Source organism: Effusibacillus dendaii (assembly GCF_015097055.1).
Classification (GTDB): domain Bacteria; phylum Bacillota; class Bacilli; order Tumebacillales; family Effusibacillaceae; genus Effusibacillus; species Effusibacillus dendaii.
In genome coordinates this window covers 112,485-129,634 of sequence record NZ_AP023366.1, presented here as the reverse complement: position 1 = coordinate 129,634, position 17,150 = coordinate 112,485, and the positions used below count along the sequence as shown (strand labels likewise).

Sequence of the window (17,150 nt, the reverse complement as noted above, 5' to 3'; positions counted from 1 at the left end):
GTTCGTACAGGTCTAATCAACAGATTCAGCGGAAAAATGATTGAGCCGCACAAACAGGAATAGGCGCCAAAAGAGGCGCCCACTTTTATATAGATTTGTTTGATTGTTACTGCTGACGGCCAGACAAAGCCTGTTCAGCAAATTTCACCAGACGCTTGGTGATTTCTCCACCCACCGAACCGTTTTGGCGGGAAGTTTGGTCTGCGCCCAGCTGCACGCCAAACTCCTGAGCAATTTCATATTTCATTTGATCAAGAGCTTGAGCTGCACCAGAAACCAGCTTTTGATTTCGATTTCCTCCTGGCATCCTAATCACTCCTCCAATAGTTTAGTTTTGCCACCAACAATGTAGTTAGTAGCATGCAGCACACTTAAAACTTAAAATTCAAGTGAGCTCCATGCCACACACCACTGTGCAGTAACGTGTTTTTTCTAAGCCGCAACAGATCCAAATTGTTTCTGTTGGGTATTCATGCATGTTTTTCTCTCCATTCAGTGGTGTACCTATACGATGTGCAGTCTATCCCCTCTTTATAACTTGTAAATTTTGGTCCTAAAAGAAAAAAGAGTCCTGTAACGAATGCCCAAACGGGCATGTTACAAGGACTCTTGCTTCAATTGAAAATCAGTCTTGATTCACCACTGCACGACCTTTATAATAGCCGCAATTATTGCAGATGCGGTGCGACAATTTCATTTCTCCACACTGGGGGCATGCGATCATGCCTGGAACCGTCAATTTAAAGTGAGTGCGGCGCATGCGTTTGCGGGTTTTCGATGTACGCCTTTGCGGTACTGCCATTTGCTCCACCTCCTTATACAGAGAGACCTAAACTTTTTATTCCGGATTTAACAGCTTAGCCAAATCGGCTAAACGGGGATCCATCCGTTCCGTTGTACAATTGCAGGTTTGCTCATTCCGGTTGATTCCGCAGACCGGACACAGCCCGGCGCACGATTCCTCACATACCGGATTGAGCGGCATGGCCAACAGGATTTCCTGTTCGAGATAAGGATCAAACTCGATCGTATCGCCTGTTACCAAAATCCGATCCTCGTCTTCCTCCATCTCCTGCTCCGTCCGTACAAACTGCTCTGAAAACGGTACATCCAGCGAGAGTTCCGTTTCTGTTAAACAGCGGGAACAGCGGTAGGTCACTTCCGTATGAAGTGCCCCCAAAACCGAAAGGGTATGTGAAACCTCTTGCGCATGCAAATCGACGACCACCGGTCGCATCGATATCACTTGCCGATTCTCTTTTACCAGATTTGGCAATTCAATGGTTTCGTTCAAATCAATGCCCTGCGGTTGTTCGTGCACATCGCGCCATCGCAGTTTCAACGATATCACCTCATAAGCAACGTTTTTAATTATATCGAGCAGGCGATAAATTGTCAACGATAGGGAGGATTGCTATAATATCGAAGAATTCTCAAACGGGGGTGTCCTATGCGGGCTGCCGGTGTAATTGTCGAATACAATCCCATGCATAACGGACATTGTTATCATATCCAGCAAACCAAAAAGGTAACAGGTGCCGATGCCATCGTAGCAGTGATGAGCGGTCATTTTTTGCAGCGGGGAGAACCAGCGATCGTAAACAAATGGGCCCGGACGGAAATGGCCCTCCAGAACGGTGTGGATCTCGTGTTGGAACTCCCGATTTTTTACAGCATACAAAGCGCTCGTTTGTTTGCGTTCGGCGCGGTTGCCACTCTCGACCGTTGCGGGGTAGTCGATTCGATTTGTTTTGGCAGCGAAAAAGGGGATCTGCGCTCCCTGCAGCAACTGGCTGCTCTCATAGCAGATCCGCCACCCGCCCTGCAATCGATTCTTCAGACAAAAATCAAGCAGGGACTTGCCTATCCCGCCGCTTATGCCGCATCCTTGCGGGAATATGCAGCGACTACAGGGACCCTCGACCCGGAAATCGTGGATCACCCAAACAATATGTTAGGGATCGAATACCTGCATGCCCTGCAAAAACTGAACAGTTCGATTCGCCCTTTTACAATCGGCCGAATGGCAGCCCATTATCATGATGCCACCTTCAGCGACCGATCGATCGCCAGCGCCACCGCGATTCGCCGCGCGATTGCTGACGGTCAACCGATCGATTCCTATCTGCCCGCCGTCAATTTGGAAATTATGCGGGGAGAGTTCGCCGCCGGTCGTGGACCCGTCGACTGGGATTCCTTCACCCAGCCGATTTTTGCCCTGTTGGCCCGTTCTACTGTGCGGGAATTGGAAACGTATCTGCATGTGGATCAAGGTCTGGCCGTTCGCATGTTGGAATCGCTTCCGTATGCATCACGTACTTCCGAGTTGCTATACCGGGTGAAGACGAGAAGCTATACATGGACACGCATACAACGCGCTTTGACCTCTCTTCTGCTGGGCATCCGAAAACAGACGGCTGATTCTCTCCATTTGGAAAATGGGCCGGATTCGATCCGGGTACTCGGGTTTACCGAAACAGGCAGACACCTTCTGAAAGAGGCGGCGTCGGTCAGTACCCTGCCGATTTTTACATCCATCGCAAAAGAAGTTCCCCCGATGGTGGAAATGAATCTGCGGGCGTCTGATCTATACGGGCTCGCCTATGTCAACCGGACGCCGGAAAATCGGCGGCGGGAGGCGGAGGTGCCTGTTGTTCGATTGGGCAGTTAAACCCGGAGACCCGGAAGCAGACGTACAGACTCCGTATCTCGCGGACAAGATGCGAAAGGCTGCTTTCCTTCACGGCAGCTTCTGCAGATAATCGACCGCTTCTGCCAGATTTTTGACGGGCACGATTTTCATCTTCGTCTTGATTTCAGCCGCTTTTTTCATCGCGTCTTTCGTGTTTGTGAGTTCCGGATTATTTGGCGGATCGGCCGGGGCAAAAAAGATTTCCGCGCCTTTTTCATCGGCTGCCACAATTTTGTGCTCAATCCCGCCGATTTGACCCACATTTCCGTTTGCGTCAATCGTTCCGGTACCTGCAATGCGATGTCCTTTTGTCAAATCGCCAGGCGTTAACTGCGAAACGATTTCAAGAGCAAACATCAATCCAGCGGAAGGCCCTCCGATATTTTCCGTATGGAAATCCACTTTCAGCAAATTCTCCACTTTCTGCTTGGTAATCGGCTGAATCCCCAAACCGGGCCGCGTCGGCTGCCCGCTATTGCCTTGGCTAGGCAGCCCAATCAATTCCACATCGGCTGTTTGCCGTTGGTTATCCCTCGTAAACTCGATCCGTACTTTATCGCCTACTTTTTTATTGGCCAGATAACTGATCAGATCTTCCGATTTCAGCATGGGTTTGCCGTCGACCTGTTCGATCAGGTCACCCGGCTGCAAGACCCCTTTCGCTTTCGAGTCAGGCAGCACCTGTGCCACAATCACCCCAAAATAAGACATTTGAACCGGCATTTTCAAATAGCGCATCGCTGCTACAATCGCGCTTTCCTGCGAGGAACTCATCATGTGCTGCAGCACTTTCTGGTAATCGGCGCCCGACATCCCCTGGTCTACCTCCTGGCGGGGAACCACTTGCCGATTAGGCCAAACCAACCCGTAAAGATAATAATATATATTTCGAGTCGGTACCGTCATCACCGTAGTCATCATCAATGTGCCTTTTTCATCCTTCTGTCCGTTAGCTACCGACAGCATCGGCTGCAGTTCGTCTGCCGAACCGGGCTGAAAAACGTAATATGGCAGCGGGATAAACAGAGAAGCAACCAGCACCAGCGCGACCAGTGCCCGGATAACTCTTTTCTTAGCTGTCGATTTCGTAGGCAACCGTCTGTTCTCCTTTCCATTTTTCAATCAACTGACGGATCGGTTCCACTGCCTCTAACGCGGCCTGGCGGCCCCGTTCAATACATTCCTCAATCTGCGTAAAAGCGGTTGACGATATATGCCCGACATCTGGCCGAATCACATGACTGGCATCCAAAATGCGGGTTTTCAGGATCTCCCGTTCCATAATTTCGATCGATTGGAAAAACACGTCAAAAATGCTTTTCACCTGAAGCTCCTGGTCATACAGCCCCACATCCACCGCTATCACCAAATCAACGCCCAGTTCGCGGCAAGGCGTAATCGGTACCCGATCAATGACGCCACCGTCCACCAGCAAACGATCCCTGTAGGGATAAGGAACGAACACGCCCGGTATGGAGATGCTGGCGCGAACCGCCTGGTACATCGGACCTTCGTGAAAAATCACCCGTTCCCCCTTTTCAATGTCGGTAGCCACGATCGCCAAAGGGATCCTGGCGTTTTCAATATGCATCCCTTTTGTCAATAGTTTCAGCATTTCCGTAATCTTGTTGCCCGACACAAATCCGATTTTGGGGATCGTGAAATCAATCCAGTGCTTTCGTTTCAAGTTTACCGCTAGCATTTCCATATATTTGGTTTCCATTCCGCTTGCGTAAAAAGCGGCCACCAGACTGCCCATCGAGCTGCCGGCTAACGCATCCACGGGAATTCCGTTTTCTTCAAACACCTGCAACACGCCCACATGAGCAAATCCGCGAGCGCCTCCAGCACCGAGCGCCAGGCCGATTTTTGGCATCGTCATGAAGCGGTCGCCTCCTGTCTGTTAGTGTTGATTTACTTGGCGCAGCGCCTGACAGACATAAGGAGTTACAAAATCTTCGATCGGCCCGTTGTGGCGGGCAATTTCTTTCACCAGACTGGAACTGATATAGGAATATTTTGAATTTGTCGGAATAAAAAACGTTTCGGCGCCCGAATACATCGCCCAGTTAATCGAGGCCATTGACAGTTCCGATTCAAAATCGGACACCGCGCGCAGCCCCTTGACAATCACTTTGGCACCTTTGTTCTGTACGTAGTGGACCAACAAACCAGGGAAACTGTCGACTTCAATATTGGGAATATGCTTAACCGCTTCTGAAATTAAATCCTTCCGCTGCTCAACGGTGAACAGCGCATTTTTGTGCGGATTCACCATTACGGCAATAATCACTTTGTCAAAAATTTTCGCCGCTCGCTCCGCAATGTCAATGTGGCCCAACGTAACTGGATCGAAACTTCCTGGATAAACAGCAATCGTCATGGAAAACCCGTTCCTTTCTGATAAAAACTGATAGACGTATCACCATATGTAACAAACTTCCACCGATGCATCGCATCAATTTCTTCGGGGAGTTCGCTGCTCGCGCTGTGTTCCGCTACCAACAGCGCTCCCTCCTTCAATAATCGGCGTTCCGCCAATCCTCTTACCAACTCCGGAATGATCGTCAGATGATAAGGAGGGTCGAGGAAAACGAGGTCAAACGAACAGCCTTTCTGCGACAGCCAGGACAGCGAACGCCTAGCGTCCGAACGGTGGATTTCCACCCGATCCGACAACTGGCATGCCTCTATGTTCCGCCTGACCACCTGCAATGCTTTGGGGTCCTGGTCAATAAAAACAGCCTGTTCCATCCCGCGCGACAACGCTTCAATCCCTAAGCCTCCCGTACCGGCAAACAGATCGAGTACGCTTCCCCCGTCAAAATAAGGTCCGATAATGTTGAACACTGATTCTTTTACCTTGTCGGTGGTAGGGCGTGTGCTGCGGCCGGGTACAGCGGCCAGACGTCTGCCCTTCAGATCGCCTGCGATAACTCGCATCAAGACTTCAACTCCTCGTACCTACTTTACCACAAATTGCAAAAAAAAAAAATTCCTGCGGTTAGTATATTTTCCCCAACCAACGGGTCATATTAGAACTAGCAACGGCGAGAGCTGTTGCAGGCAACCGCGGAGAAGACTTAGGTTTCCCCATAAGCTCTTCCTCCGGTTTCTCCTCTCCCAGTATCTGGAAACAGAGACAAAAACCCGCGTATACCCGGACGCGGGTTTTTGTTTTCCATTCAAAAATCGATCACGGCTGTTCGTACATCCACGTGTTTTTTTCCGGTATCTCCGTATCCCGCTCGTGATCCTTCAGAAACTTAAAAAATTCGGTGCTGCCCGACCCGGTCGACACCTGCTGCGCCAGTTTCTGCTGATCCTCACTGCCAAGCGATGTACCCATTAACAGCGCGTTGTCCGCCGTAATGTGAATCGTTGCTTGTGCGATCGGTACACCTGAACGGTAGACAGCCAATGTGAACTGGTAGGCCACCTCTTTGGCCACCTTCTTTTTGTCCGGATCGCCGCTGGGTCCCACTTCAGCCGTCGCTGCGACAATCATTTTGCCGTCGGATGCCTCATCAAACAATACATCGGTTATATAAGGGACTTGCCCCACTTGCTGCATCACCTGCTTTTCCTTGTCACTCAGAACGTACGGCTGACGTTTGGCCCCATTCGCCAACGGCGATGTGCCGCTTGCCGTCGATACGTCAGGACTCTCTTGCAACTGCGGATTGTTTGGATTCCCTGTGTCCGGATTCGATTGCGGCTGCGGACTGTTTGTGTTCGGTATCAGCGATCCGACAGCAGGTACCGTATTTTTTGAAAAAAGCGGTACATAGTTCCCCATTAGCACAGCAGCCAGAATCGCCACCAGAACTAAGAAATAAACTGATCGACGTTGCACTCCCGCTCCCCCCTGTCTCCGTACAAGCCTATGCGACAGTGGGGATAATGATTCCAGCATATCACCCAGGCAGTCCTGCCATGCTAAAAACGGGGTGATGCAGAGATGAAATGGACGTTTGCCAATATGTCAATCATCGCATCTTTGCTGTTTATGGTGGTTATTCTGTTCAACTTTTTTGTGGCGATCACCATGCCCACGAATCGCCGGGACGACCGGAAAAAAGATTCGAAGTAAATACCGGGACCCTGCTGTCAGACTGCAGGGTCCCGAAACTTACGTTAGCCGTTTATTTGCAAACACCCGTTTCTCAAATTGACCGAACGACCTAAAGGAAACTCAGAGAGTCTTTAAGCGACTCTATTTAACGACCATTAGCAAGCTTTATCAACTCTACAACGAGAGTGACCCCAGCCATTAGAGACATGACGATGTAGAAGGTTTTTATCTGCCTCTTCAATCCGGAATCGGCGCCTGCAGCACACGCTCCTGCTTTAGATAATCGACCAGCCCTTGATATTCAGGCAGTATCCAGAAATCGGACTGTTCGGTCAACCGCTGCGCCTCTTCGCGCGCCACCTTCATGATGTTCGCGTCATTCACCAGATCGCCCAGCTTGAATTCCGGCATGCCGCTCTGCCGAATCCCGAAAAATTCGCCCGGTCCCCGCAGTTCCAAATCCTTCTCCGCCAATATGAATCCGTTCTGCGTCTCCACCATCGCCTGCATGCGCTGTTTGCCCGCATCGGTCAACGGATCCGCAACCAGAATACAGCGGGAAGCATGTTCCCCCCGACCGACGCGTCCCCGCAGTTGATGGAGCTGCGCCAGCCCAAACCGGTCCGCGTTATAAATCACCATCACGGTGGCGTTCGGCACATTTACCCCCACTTCAATCACTGTCGTGGAAACAAGCACCTGCAGTTCGTTTGCTTTGAACCGCCGCATTACCTCATCTTTCTCCCTGCCGGACAACCGCCCATGCATCAGTCCAACCTGAAAACCGGCCAATGGGTCGAGCAGACGCTTGTACAGTTCAACCGCATTTTCCACGCCTTGTATCTTCTCCGATTCCTCAACCAATGGAGCGACGATATACGCCTGGCGCCCCTTCGCCAACTCTTGCCGCAGGAAGCGAATCACCTGCTCCTCCTGCCGCGCCGCCACCCAGTACGTTTGAATCGGCTGCCTCCCTTCCGGCATCTGCTCCAGCACCGATACGTCCAAATCGCCGAACAATGTCATCGCAAGCGTGCGGGGAATCGGTGTGGCTGACATAAACAGCACGTCCGGATGATGCCCCTTTTGCCTGAAAATCGACCGCTGCTCGACGCCAAACCGGTGCTGTTCATCGGTCACCACCAGACTCAAGTTGGCAAACTGAACACCCTCTTCCAAAATCGCATGGGTTCCGATCACCAAATCAATGTCACCTGCCGCCAGCTTGTCCAAAAGTTCTTTCCGTTCTTTATCGCGGGTGCTTCCTGTCAAAAGCCCCACCTTTACTTCCGAACCGGCAAACAAGCGAACAGCCGATTCGTAATGCTGTTCCGCCAAAATTTCCGTCGGCACCATCATCGCCGCCTGAAAACCGGCCCGGACCGCCGCATACATCGCACAAAAAGCGACCACCGTCTTACCGGAACCCACGTCCCCTTGCAGCAACCGGTTCATCGGATGCGGCTGTCTCATATCCTGCAAAATTTCCTGCATCACCTGTGTTTGCCCCTCTGTCAAGGCAAACGGCAGCCGTTTCTCATAATCGGACCACAAGCGGTCATCAACCGGATGCGCGACACCCGGCTGGTTCGTTTTATGCAGGTGGCGGAACGACTGAAGTTTTAACTGGAACAGGAAGAATTCCTCAAAAATCAGCCGTCTGCGAGCTTGCCGCAACGATTCCGCATCTTTTGGAAAATGAATCTGGAGGGTCGCTTCCTGTCTGGAGAGCAGTTTATATTTGGTCATCAGGCTGTAAGGAAGGGGATCGTCCAATAACGGTCCGTATTGTTTGAGAGCCCTTGCGAGGAGAGACCGCAGGATTTTGGGAGTCAGTTCGCCCCGTACTTCGTAGATCGGCACCAACCGATTGCTGTGCACCGACTGATCCGCATGCGCTAATTCATATTGAGAGACCACCAGACTTCTTTGTCTGGCGTCAAACTTGCCGGTCAATGTAACCTGAGTACCTGGCAGCAATTTTTCACGCACGAACAGTTGATTGAACCAAATGGCTGTCAGAGGCAGGCCATCCGTTGTCCGAACTCTTGCTGACACGATGACAAGCCGTCCTTTGTGGCGCACAGTCGGCGGCGCCTCCACAACCGCCTCCACCGTCTGGCGGGAATCATGCTGAAGCATGTGCCCCGACTGTACCGTCCGGTCATCGTACCGGAACGGATAATAGCTAATCAGATCAGAAACCGTGTAAATGCCAAGCAAAGCAAGGTCCCTCGCCCGGGAAGGACCGATGCCCGCTATATGGTTAACCGGTTTTTGCAGCTCATTCACTGTTCAAAACACCTATTCCACAGAAAATAAATACTCGTACAACGGCTGACCGCCGTAATGCAGTTCGAACTCACAATGCGAGAACTGTTCCATCAGCGAATCGACAAATCGTTCCGCCTGCTCCTCCGATACATCAGCGCCGTAAAATACAGCAACAATTTCCGAGTCGGCATCCACCAGTTTCTCCAGCAGCGATTTGGCGGTCGAGTCCAAATCGGCGCCAACTGCTATAACCTGGCTGTCCGACAGGCCCAAATAATCGCCTTCCTTAATGTCGAAATCCTGATAGTGGGAATTGCGAACTGCCCGCGTAACCTGTCCGGTTTTGATTTTCTGCGCCACATCCTGCATGCGCCGCGCGTTTTCGGCAACTGTCTGTTCCGGTTTCAAGGCCAGCACAGCAGCAATTCCTTGCGGAATCGATTTGGTCGGGATGACTTCAATCCGGTCGCCGATAATTTCCTTCGCCTGCTGTGCCGCCAGTACAATGTTGGAATTATTGGGAAGCACAAATACATGGTCAGCATCGACGCTTTTGACCGCATTCACGATATCTTCCGTACTGGGGTTCATCGTCTGACCGCCCTCAATCACCTTGTTCACACCTATACTTTCAAAAATGTCGACAAGTCCTTCGCCGGCCGCTACCGCCACAATCGCATAAGGAGGACGGATTTGGGACCGAACGGGTGCAGCAGGTTCCCCGGTGTCTTCGTAATCATTTTTTAAATTGTGATGCTGTTCGGTCATGTTGTCAATCTTGATTCTTGTTAAAGAACCGAACTGAATGGCTTCTTCCAACACCAGCCCCGGATGCAGCGCATGGATATGAACCTTGACCAGCTGGTCTGCCGCCACTACCAACATCGAGTCGCCCAGATTCATCAGGGCGTTTCGCACCCGATTTTCCATTTCGGTCTCATCTTGCGATTGCCGGTCCAAACGGATGATAAATTCGGTACAATATCCAAATTCCTGTTCCGTTACTGCAGGATTCTGATCCGACTTGGCTGCCGGCATGCCATGCGGAATAGGACCGACCCATTCCTGGTAGGGCAGATCGACAGGCTCAGCAACCCGTTCCCCTGTCAAAGCCGCCAAAAATCCCTGGTAAATAGCGACCAGACCTTGTCCACCAGAATCCACCACCTTGGCCTGTTTCAACACAGGCAATAAATCGGGCGTCCTCTGCAAGGATCTTTCCGCTTCTGCGAGTATTGCTTCCATCACCGATCGAATTGATGCCTGGGCAGATTTTGCCGCCTGCAGAGCCGCTTTTGCAGCATCTTTGGCAACTGTCAAAATAGTGCCTTCGACCGGTTTCACGACCGCTTTGTACGCGGTTGTTACACCATTCTGAAAACATTCCGCAAACAGCTTGGCATCCGCCTGCTGATGGTGAGAAACCGCTTTCGCGAAACCGCGAAACAATTGTGACAAAATGACGCCCGAATTGCCGCGGGCTCCCATCAGCAGTCCGGCGGCCAGTGATTCTGTCACTTTATCTAAAGATCGGCTGGCCGCACGCCGCATTTCCGCAACGCCGGAAGTTAACGACATGCTCATATTTGTGCCGGTATCTCCATCCGGGACGGGAAACACGTTTAATGCGTTGACTTTCTGTTTGTTGGTTTCCAGATTTTGATGTCCCGACAGAACCATTTGCACAAACAGCGGACCATCCAAAAACTTGTGTGTCATTCTATCTCCCCTTACTTGTCAGTCACCCGGACGCCCTGAACGTTCACGTTAATCTGATCAACTTCGATACCCAGCGCGTTTTCCAGTGTATATTTAACTTTGTCCATCACGTTATTGGCCACAACTGAAATTTTCGTGCCGTAGCTGACAATGATAAACAGATCAACCGTTACGCGGTCGTCATGGATGTAGACTTCCACACCGCGACCGGGGTTTTCACGACCCAACAGTTCGGTAATGCTGTCTTTCACCCTTTTTTGTGATGCCATTCCCACCAAACCGTAACAATCCAAAGCTGCAAAACCGGCAATCGTAGCGATGACATCCTCTGTCACCGTAATTTTCCCCATTTCATTTTGCATAACTTTTGGCATAAAATGACCTCCTACCAATTCAAACCAATCACAGCCAATTGCAACCTAAGTTTACTACATAATCCGACAAAGGAAAAGCTGTCTTGCAACGTCTCTCGGATCTATGGTAAGATAAGCAGGTCAGCCTTATGCAGGGAGGTGCGAAAGATGGCTAAACGTTGTGAAATCTGCGGGAAAGATCCGAAAACGGGCAACCAAGTTTCCCATTCTCATATTTTGACGAAACGTCGCTGGATGCCAAACATTCAACGCGTTCGGGCGGAAGTGAACGGCTCGGTGAAACGAATTCAAGTTTGCACCCGCTGTTTGAAAGCAGGTAAAGTAAAACGCGCGATCTAATCGGTTCGCGCGTTTTTCTTTTCTCCTCCTATTCTTTTTTCTGAAACGCGCCTAACATCGCTCTCACAAGGCCACCCAGAAACCTAGGCAATTTAATGGTATAAAAACGCAATTGTACCCCTCCTCCCAGTATCCATCCGTACCCCACCCGCTCAAATCGCCTAGGCGGGTTGATTCATGCCGCTTGCTGGGCGGTATTGACGCTACTATATATATTCCCATTCGGGCAAATTGTGCAGAGCAATCAAAAAGAGCCCCACCTTCTTTTCAGAAGATATGAGCCCATTGATTGAAATATTCGTTTTACTCTCCCCGAATCTGGCGTATCGCAACAGCCGCATCCGGCGCTCCGTAGACAGCCGACCCAGCCACCAGCACGTTCGCACCCGCTTCTCTCACAACGCGGGATGTGTCCGGATTGATCCCTCCGTCCACTTCGATATCCACATGCGACAGCCCCTGATCATTCAGCATCTTCCGCAGGGAGCGAATTTTGGGAACCACCGATTCGATAAATTTCTGGCCGCCAAACCCCGGATTGACCGTCATCAGCAGCACCATATCCAGATCCCCAAGAACGTGCTCGATGACCGACAGGGGGGTGTGGGGATTCAGAGCGACTGACGTTTTGGCGCCCAGCGAGCGAATCAACTGCAGGGTCCGGTGCAGATGCGGACTTGCTTCCACATGAACCGATACCAAATCTGCTCCCACTTTCACAAAATCCGGCACGTACCGTTCCGGTTGTTCGATCATCAGGTGCACATCGAGCGGCAGTTTGGTGTGTGGCCTGATGGCTTGGACAATCAGTGGACCGATCGTAATGTTTGGAACAAACTGCCCGTCCATCACATCGACATGCACATAGTCCGCTCCACCGTCTTCAATTCGTTTGATTTCATCTGCCAGTTTTGCAAAATCAGCCGACAGGATAGAAGGCGCAATTCGGATCATTTAGGAATACCTCGTTTCTTTCAATTCGCGCAACTCTTTTAAAAATTCAATGTAATGCCCGTAGCGGGTTTCGTTCACCTTGCCTTGCCGGAGCGTTTCGATCACCGCACAGTCATGTTCTGTCTCATGCAAACACTCTCGATAGTAACAGTTATCGCTCAAGCGGGCAATCTCTTTAAAATAGTTGTCCAATTCTTCCGGTTCCATATCGCCAAAATCCAACTGGCTAAAGCCTGGCGTGTCGGCAATATAGGAGTTTGCATCGACTGCAATCAGTTCGACATGTCGCGTCGTATGGCGGCCGCGGCCCAACTTCTGGCTGACTTCCCCCATTTTAAGCTGGAGTGAAGGATACAGCCCGTTAAGCAAAGACGATTTGCCGACCCCCGACTGTCCGGCCAAGACGGAAATTCGATTGTGGAACAAGCGGCGGACTTCCTCAAGACCGATCGCCGATTTTACAGATACGGCGTAAACGGGATAGCCAATCCCCTTGTAGAGGCGCATCTGTTCGTCCAACGACTCTCCCTCCTGCAGCAGGTCGATTTTGGTAATGACGATGGAGGCCTCAATATGCGCCTTTTCGATCAGCACCAGCATTCGGTCAAGCAGTCGCCGATTTAACGCCGGTTCTTTTGCCGAAAAGACGAGCACCGCCTGTTCCACATTGGCAATCGGCGGTCGAATCAAGGAAACGGAGCGAGGAAAAATCTCCTCCACCACACCTTCGACCGAACCGGTCACCGAGATTTTTACCCGGTCGCCAACCAAAGGCGTGATTCCCCTTTTTTTAAAGATGCCCCGCGCCTTGCATTGAATAAGCTGATCCGCAACCTGCACATAGTAAAAACCGGACAGCGCCTTGACAATCATTCCTTCCGGCATGCCAATCCTCCCGTCAATTCATGTACGGAATTACTTTTTTATCCTTCAGATTGCCGTTTTCGTATACGTCGATCTCACCTGTAACAGACGGTGTCACATACAGTTCCACTTGGTACTTTTTGGTCCCGGTAACTTGCTCGTTGTTGACGATCGTCTGATTTCCCCGTGCGTCAATCCGTTTAATCGTGATTTGAACCGGCTGCCCGTTATCCGGACGGGCTGTAACCTCGTAGGAACGGACCTGCGTTTCGGGCGGAAGTCCGCGTGAAATCCACAAATCGATTTTCGATCCTTCCTGCAGCTGGTCGCCAGGCTTCGCGGGCCCCTGTTTCGTAATGCGGTCTTTCGCCACCGTAAAGCTGTATTCCTGCTGTACATCACCCGATAAAAATCCGGCTTCTTGCAGCTTATTTAACGCATCCGGCAATGTCAGATTCGTCAGATCGGGAACCGGTTTTTGGGCAGGTCCCGTTGATACATGCAATTCGATCTGCGTCTTGCCCGGAATCAGGACTACCTGCGCTGGCGGATTTTGGGCAAATACGATTCCTTTGTCCACATCTTTGCGGGCTTCCTCAATAATCTTTACCGAATTCACATCCCAGTGGAGAGCCGCAAGTTCATTTTTAGCCTCTTCTACTTTCCTGTTCGTAACGTTCGGCATCAAAATCGTATCCGCACCCGTACTGATTTTGAGTGTCACCGTTCTGGTATTTTTTACCTGTTTGTTCGATTCCGGATCTTGTGCGAACACTTTACCCGCTTCAAAAGGCGGCCGGTTGACATCACCAGGATCTTTTAACTCCTGAAATTGAATGTTGGATTCCTTAAAGCCGAACTTCTTCAATTCATCAATTGCCTGTTCGCGGGTCATGCCCACCACTTTCGGCATCGTCACTTCCTGTCCTGCCAGCACTTTCGTCATCAGCATATAGCCGGCAGTCGTGGCAACGCCGCCAAGCACCAATACTCCAATCGCGATTCCCAGGACCCGCAGCCATTTTCGCCATCCGACCGGTTTTGCCTCCTCCTGCTTGGCAAACAGGTCCTCTTTGTTAGGCGGGCTGTTGGGCGAGCGTTCCTGTAAAGCAGCCGCCGGCAGTTGGATGGTGGGCTGCGTGTAAGCCGTAACGTCCGGCACAATAAACTTTCCAACGTTCGGTTGTTGCAGCGACTGCTCCAGATCGCGGTACATTTCTCTCGCGGATTGGTAACGGATATCCGGATCCTTGGCCAATGCTTTTAGTATAATATTTTCAACGCTTTGCGGAATTTTCGGATTGAGCTGCCGCGGTTCAATAAAATGTTCCTGCAGATGTTTCAGCGCGACCGATATGGGCGTTTCGCCGGAAAAAGGCAGTTCGCCCGTAACCATTTCATATAAAACTACACCCAGCGAATAGATGTCCGATTTTAGATCGATAATAGCGCCTCTCGCCTGTTCTGGCGAAAAATAATGGACCGATCCCAGTACAGAGCCGTTATGCGTAATTGTGTTGGACGTGATCGCCCGCGCAATTCCAAAATCTGTAACTTTCACATGTCCATCTTTGCCGATCATAATATTGTGCGGTTTGATGTCCCTGTGCACAATTTGATGGTCATGCGCATGCTGCAGGGCGGAACAGATCTGTTTGGCGATGTCGACCGCCTCTGCGATCGGCAGCGGCGCCCGTTCCTGAATAATTTCTTTCAATGTTTTCCCGTTGATGTACTCCATTACAATAAAATAGGTTTCCTCTTCGACCCCAACATCGTATATATTGACGACGTTCGGATGTGACAAACTGGCGGCCGATTGAGCCTCCCGGCGGAACCGTCTGACAAATTCCTCATCTGAGACAAACTGCGAGCGTAAAATTTTGACCGATACATAACGGTTCAGAATGGTATCCAAGGCCCGATACACAATGGCCGTTCCGCCTCCGCCAATCCGTTCCAGTATCTCATACCGTTTGGCCAATTTTTTCCCGATCATTTTGTTTCACCTCCTTCCGCGATTCCCGTATTTTGCAGAGCCACAACGGTAATATTATCACTACCGCCTTCCTCCAGAGCCCGCTCAATCAGCCGATCAATCCGTGCCTGCAAGCTTTTCCTCTGACTCAGTACACGGGCTATTTCCTGATCGCTGACATGGTTGGTCAAACCGTCTGTACAAAGCAGCAAAATATCTCCCGCCTGCCAAGCGGTCACGATCAGGTCTACTTGCACGTTCGGGTCGGTACCCAATGCGCGCGTCAAAATGTTTTTCCTTGGGTGGGTTTCCGCTTCCTCATCTGTCAGCTGTCCGCTTTTTTTCAATTCATTGACCAGTGAATGATCATCTGTCAGTTGGCGGATTTCTTTGCCGCTGATCAAATACCCGCGACTGTCTCCAATATTCCCCAGTGTAATCGAGCGTGGACTGACGATACCGGCCACGATGGTTGTCCCCATTCCGGTATAGCCGCTGCTGCTGTTCCCTCTTTTGTAAATTTCCTCATTTGCCCGCAGAATGGATTCCACTACATAATCGTTCAATTCCGGTTCGACTTCTGCTTCCGATTTGCCGTCCAAATAGGCCACCAGCTGTTTGCCTGCCACCTCAACCGCAATAGAGGAAGCCACTTCACCCGCTGAGTGGCCCCCCATTCCGTCTGCTATGACAACTACCCGATAAGGTCGAAGATCGGTGAACAGCGCGAATTCATCCTCGTTTATCTGTCGAACCAATCCGATATGGCTTTTTGCCGCATACTCCATCTCTTTCTTCACCCCTAGGTTCTCCCCTGCTCCGCCCGCAGTTGGCCGCATGCAGCCGAAATGTCATGACCCATCTCACGTCTGACCGTCGCATTGACACCCAGTCGTTTCAACTCGGCTTGAAAAGCCCGAATCTGCTCTTTCGAAGTTCGCTGGTAATTTCGTTCCGGCACATAGTTGACCGGAATCAAGTTTACATGGCAAGGCAAATCCTGCAGCAATTCGGCCAAAGCCTTGGCATGCCGCAAATCATCATTGACGCCGCCGATCAATGCATATTCGAAAGACAGCCGTCTGCCTGTCTGCTGCCAGTAATATCGGCACGCTTCCATTAATTTTTCCAGGTTCCAGGCCCGGTTGACTGGCATCATCGAAGTCCGCAGCTCGTCAAAAGGGGAATGGAGGGAAATAGCCAGCGTGATTTGCCGTTTTTCATCCGCCAAACGCCGTATGGCGGGCACCAGTCCGCTTGTGGAAACGGTGATGTGTCGGCTGCCAATATTGACTGATTCGGGCGATGTGATAATATCGATAAATTTCATTGCCGCATCGTAATTTTCCATCGGTTCGCCGGAGCCCATCAAGACAACGGAGGAAACCCGCTCCCCCTCCTGATCCAGCATCCGTTGATAAAAAAGCAGCTGTTCCACAATTTCCCCTGCCGAAAGATTGCGTACCAGTCCGCCCAATGTGGAGGCACAGAATGTGCAGCCCATGCGGCACCCTACCTGCGTAGACACGCAGACAGAGTTGCCATAGTCATGGCGCATCAATACCGTTTCCACCGTGCTTCCGTCATGCAGTTCAAGCAGAATTTTGACCGTTCCGTCTTTTGAGGTTTGCCTCATCAATTCATGCGCGCTCGCCAGCACCGCCCGTTGTTTCAGCTGTTCACGGAATGCAGCCGGCAGATTGCTCATTTCGTCAATCGAAGCGACCCTTTTTTTGTACAACCAATCAAAAATCTGTTTGGCGCGAAACTTCGGCTGCGAAAGTTCGACCACAAACTGCTCCATCTCGTCCAACGTCATGCCATACAGTTCTGTTTTTGTTTCGGTTACCGTAATGAGTGATTCGATGATCGACACCCCCT

Annotated in this window: 20 protein-coding genes; 3 read left to right on the top strand and 17 right to left on the bottom strand. The window is 50.9% G+C overall.

Translation table 11 applies throughout. The features are described 5' to 3' along the window. Positions 1 to 106 precede the first annotated feature (106 nt). The 3 genes from skT53_RS00640 to skT53_RS00630 all read right to left on the bottom strand — a co-directional run bounded on the left by skT53_RS00640 (position 107) and on the right by skT53_RS00630 (position 1,342). Entirely contained in the window at positions 107 to 307 is a 201-nt protein-coding gene (locus skT53_RS00640; RefSeq protein WP_200759301.1) for an alpha/beta-type small acid-soluble spore protein, read from the bottom strand. Between the two features lie 318 nt (positions 308 to 625). Continuing rightward, complete coding sequence (gene rpmF / locus skT53_RS00635) at positions 626 to 802, bottom strand: 50S ribosomal protein L32 (protein WP_200759300.1); 177 nt, start codon at positions 800 to 802, stop codon at positions 626 to 628. Positions 803 to 838: 36 nt separating this feature from the next. Further along, the gene (locus tag skT53_RS00630; RefSeq protein ID WP_200759299.1) at positions 839 to 1,342 is read right to left on the bottom strand and encodes a YceD family protein; all 504 of its coding nucleotides are present in this window, start codon (positions 1,340 to 1,342) and stop codon (positions 839 to 841) included. 108 nt (positions 1,343 to 1,450) lie between these two features. On the opposite strand from skT53_RS00630, the gene skT53_RS00625 reads away from it, so the two are divergent. Next, on the top strand, positions 1,451 to 2,671 hold the full coding sequence (locus tag skT53_RS00625; RefSeq protein ID WP_200759298.1) for a nucleotidyltransferase: 1,221 nt from the start codon (positions 1,451 to 1,453) through the stop codon (positions 2,669 to 2,671). A 69-nt stretch (positions 2,672 to 2,740) separates the two neighbouring features. On the opposite strand, the gene skT53_RS00620 is transcribed toward skT53_RS00625, so the two are convergent. From skT53_RS00620 to skT53_RS00600, 5 genes are all read right to left on the bottom strand, one after another. Beyond that, positions 2,741 to 3,787, bottom strand: coding sequence for a SepM family pheromone-processing serine protease (locus skT53_RS00620; protein ID WP_200759297.1), 1,047 nt, complete (start codon positions 3,785 to 3,787; stop codon positions 2,741 to 2,743). After that, positions 3,765 to 4,574, bottom strand: coding sequence for a patatin-like phospholipase family protein (locus skT53_RS00615; protein ID WP_200759296.1), 810 nt, complete (start codon positions 4,572 to 4,574; stop codon positions 3,765 to 3,767). Before skT53_RS00615 ends, skT53_RS00620 begins: the two co-directional genes overlap by 23 nt. Before the next feature lie 21 nt (positions 4,575 to 4,595). Beyond that, complete coding sequence (gene coaD / locus skT53_RS00610; protein WP_200759295.1) at positions 4,596 to 5,075, bottom strand: pantetheine-phosphate adenylyltransferase; 480 nt, start codon at positions 5,073 to 5,075, stop codon at positions 4,596 to 4,598. Continuing rightward, entirely contained in the window at positions 5,072 to 5,635 is a 564-nt protein-coding gene (gene rsmD, locus skT53_RS00605) for a 16S rRNA (guanine(966)-N(2))-methyltransferase RsmD (RefSeq protein WP_200760811.1), read from the bottom strand. The genes coaD and rsmD overlap by 4 nt, the downstream gene beginning before the upstream one ends. 253 nt (positions 5,636 to 5,888) lie before the next feature. Next, complete coding sequence (locus skT53_RS00600; RefSeq protein WP_200759294.1) at positions 5,889 to 6,548, bottom strand: hypothetical protein; 660 nt, start codon at positions 6,546 to 6,548, stop codon at positions 5,889 to 5,891. A gap of 105 nt (positions 6,549 to 6,653) precedes the next feature. On the opposite strand from skT53_RS00600, the gene skT53_RS18735 reads away from it, so the two are divergent. After that, positions 6,654 to 6,785 (top strand): hypothetical protein, encoded by a 132-nt coding sequence (locus skT53_RS18735; RefSeq protein WP_264175987.1) that lies wholly within the window; start codon positions 6,654 to 6,656, stop codon positions 6,783 to 6,785. 219 nt (positions 6,786 to 7,004) lie between these two features. On the opposite strand, the gene recG is transcribed toward skT53_RS18735, so the two are convergent. The 3 genes from recG to skT53_RS00585 are packed head-to-tail and all read right to left on the bottom strand — an operon-like array spanning position 7,005 to position 11,134. Continuing rightward, positions 7,005 to 9,059 (bottom strand): ATP-dependent DNA helicase RecG, encoded by a 2,055-nt coding sequence (gene recG / locus skT53_RS00595; RefSeq protein WP_200759293.1) that lies wholly within the window; start codon positions 9,057 to 9,059, stop codon positions 7,005 to 7,007. A 12-nt stretch (positions 9,060 to 9,071) separates the two neighbouring features. Next, the gene (locus skT53_RS00590; RefSeq protein WP_200759292.1) at positions 9,072 to 10,760 is read right to left on the bottom strand and encodes a DAK2 domain-containing protein; all 1,689 of its coding nucleotides are present in this window, start codon (positions 10,758 to 10,760) and stop codon (positions 9,072 to 9,074) included. 11 nt (positions 10,761 to 10,771) lie between these two features. Then, entirely contained in the window at positions 10,772 to 11,134 is a 363-nt protein-coding gene (locus skT53_RS00585) for an Asp23/Gls24 family envelope stress response protein (RefSeq protein ID WP_200759291.1), read from the bottom strand. Between the two features lie 147 nt (positions 11,135 to 11,281). On the opposite strand from skT53_RS00585, the gene rpmB reads away from it, so the two are divergent. Then, entirely contained in the window at positions 11,282 to 11,473 is a 192-nt protein-coding gene (gene rpmB, locus skT53_RS00580; RefSeq protein ID WP_200759290.1) for a 50S ribosomal protein L28, read from the top strand. Positions 11,474 to 11,501: 28 nt separating this feature from the next. Here rpmB and spoVM read toward each other — a convergent pair whose 3' ends face one another. The 6 genes from spoVM to rlmN form a co-directional block, all read right to left on the bottom strand. Further along, on the bottom strand, positions 11,502 to 11,585 hold the full coding sequence (gene spoVM, locus skT53_RS00575) for a stage V sporulation protein SpoVM (RefSeq protein WP_200760810.1): 84 nt from the start codon (positions 11,583 to 11,585) through the stop codon (positions 11,502 to 11,504). A gap of 191 nt (positions 11,586 to 11,776) precedes the next feature. After that, complete coding sequence (rpe, locus tag skT53_RS00570; protein ID WP_200759289.1) at positions 11,777 to 12,427, bottom strand: ribulose-phosphate 3-epimerase; 651 nt, start codon at positions 12,425 to 12,427, stop codon at positions 11,777 to 11,779. Then, entirely contained in the window at positions 12,428 to 13,312 is an 885-nt protein-coding gene (gene rsgA / locus skT53_RS00565; RefSeq protein ID WP_200759288.1) for a ribosome small subunit-dependent GTPase A, read from the bottom strand. Positions 13,313 to 13,325: 13 nt separating this feature from the next. Next, positions 13,326 to 15,290, bottom strand: coding sequence for a Stk1 family PASTA domain-containing Ser/Thr kinase (gene pknB / locus skT53_RS00560; protein ID WP_200759287.1), 1,965 nt, complete (start codon positions 15,288 to 15,290; stop codon positions 13,326 to 13,328). After that, positions 15,287 to 16,069, bottom strand: a complete 783-nt coding sequence (locus skT53_RS00555; RefSeq protein WP_226375297.1) for a Stp1/IreP family PP2C-type Ser/Thr phosphatase — start codon at positions 16,067 to 16,069, stop codon at positions 15,287 to 15,289. The genes pknB and skT53_RS00555 overlap by 4 nt, the downstream gene beginning before the upstream one ends. A gap of 2 nt (positions 16,070 to 16,071) precedes the next feature. Continuing rightward, on the bottom strand, positions 16,072 to 17,145 hold the full coding sequence (rlmN, locus tag skT53_RS00550) for a dual-specificity RNA methyltransferase RlmN (RefSeq protein WP_226375296.1): 1,074 nt from the start codon (positions 17,143 to 17,145) through the stop codon (positions 16,072 to 16,074). Positions 17,146 to 17,150 lie beyond the last annotated feature (5 nt).

Bases quoted from the DNA above. Each gene is read 5' to 3' on its own strand.
- rpmB (WP_200759290.1), top strand. From the start codon at position 11,282: ATGGCTAAACGTTGTGAAATCTGCGGGAAAGATCCGAAAACGGGCAAC.
- rsgA (WP_200759288.1), bottom strand. From the start codon at position 13,312: ATGCCGGAAGGAATGATTGTCAAGGCGCTGTCCGGTTTTTACTATGTG.
- skT53_RS18735 (WP_264175987.1), top strand. From the start codon at position 6,654: ATGAAATGGACGTTTGCCAATATGTCAATCATCGCATCTTTGCTGTTT.
- skT53_RS00585 (WP_200759291.1), bottom strand. From the start codon at position 11,134: ATGCCAAAAGTTATGCAAAATGAAATGGGGAAAATTACGGTGACAGAG.
- rpe (WP_200759289.1), bottom strand. From the start codon at position 12,427: ATGATCCGAATTGCGCCTTCTATCCTGTCGGCTGATTTTGCAAAACTG.
- rsmD (WP_200760811.1), bottom strand. From the start codon at position 5,635: ATGCGAGTTATCGCAGGCGATCTGAAGGGCAGACGTCTGGCCGCTGTA.
- skT53_RS00590 (WP_200759292.1), bottom strand. From the start codon at position 10,760: ATGACACACAAGTTTTTGGATGGTCCGCTGTTTGTGCAAATGGTTCTG.
- skT53_RS00640 (WP_200759301.1), bottom strand. From the start codon at position 307: ATGCCAGGAGGAAATCGAAATCAAAAGCTGGTTTCTGGTGCAGCTCAA.
- pknB (WP_200759287.1), bottom strand. From the start codon at position 15,290: ATGATCGGGAAAAAATTGGCCAAACGGTATGAGATACTGGAACGGATT.
- coaD (WP_200759295.1), bottom strand. From the start codon at position 5,075: ATGACGATTGCTGTTTATCCAGGAAGTTTCGATCCAGTTACGTTGGGC.
- skT53_RS00625 (WP_200759298.1), top strand. From the start codon at position 1,451: ATGCGGGCTGCCGGTGTAATTGTCGAATACAATCCCATGCATAACGGA.
- rpmF (WP_200759300.1), bottom strand. From the start codon at position 802: ATGGCAGTACCGCAAAGGCGTACATCGAAAACCCGCAAACGCATGCGC.
- skT53_RS00615 (WP_200759296.1), bottom strand. From the start codon at position 4,574: ATGACGATGCCAAAAATCGGCCTGGCGCTCGGTGCTGGAGGCGCTCGC.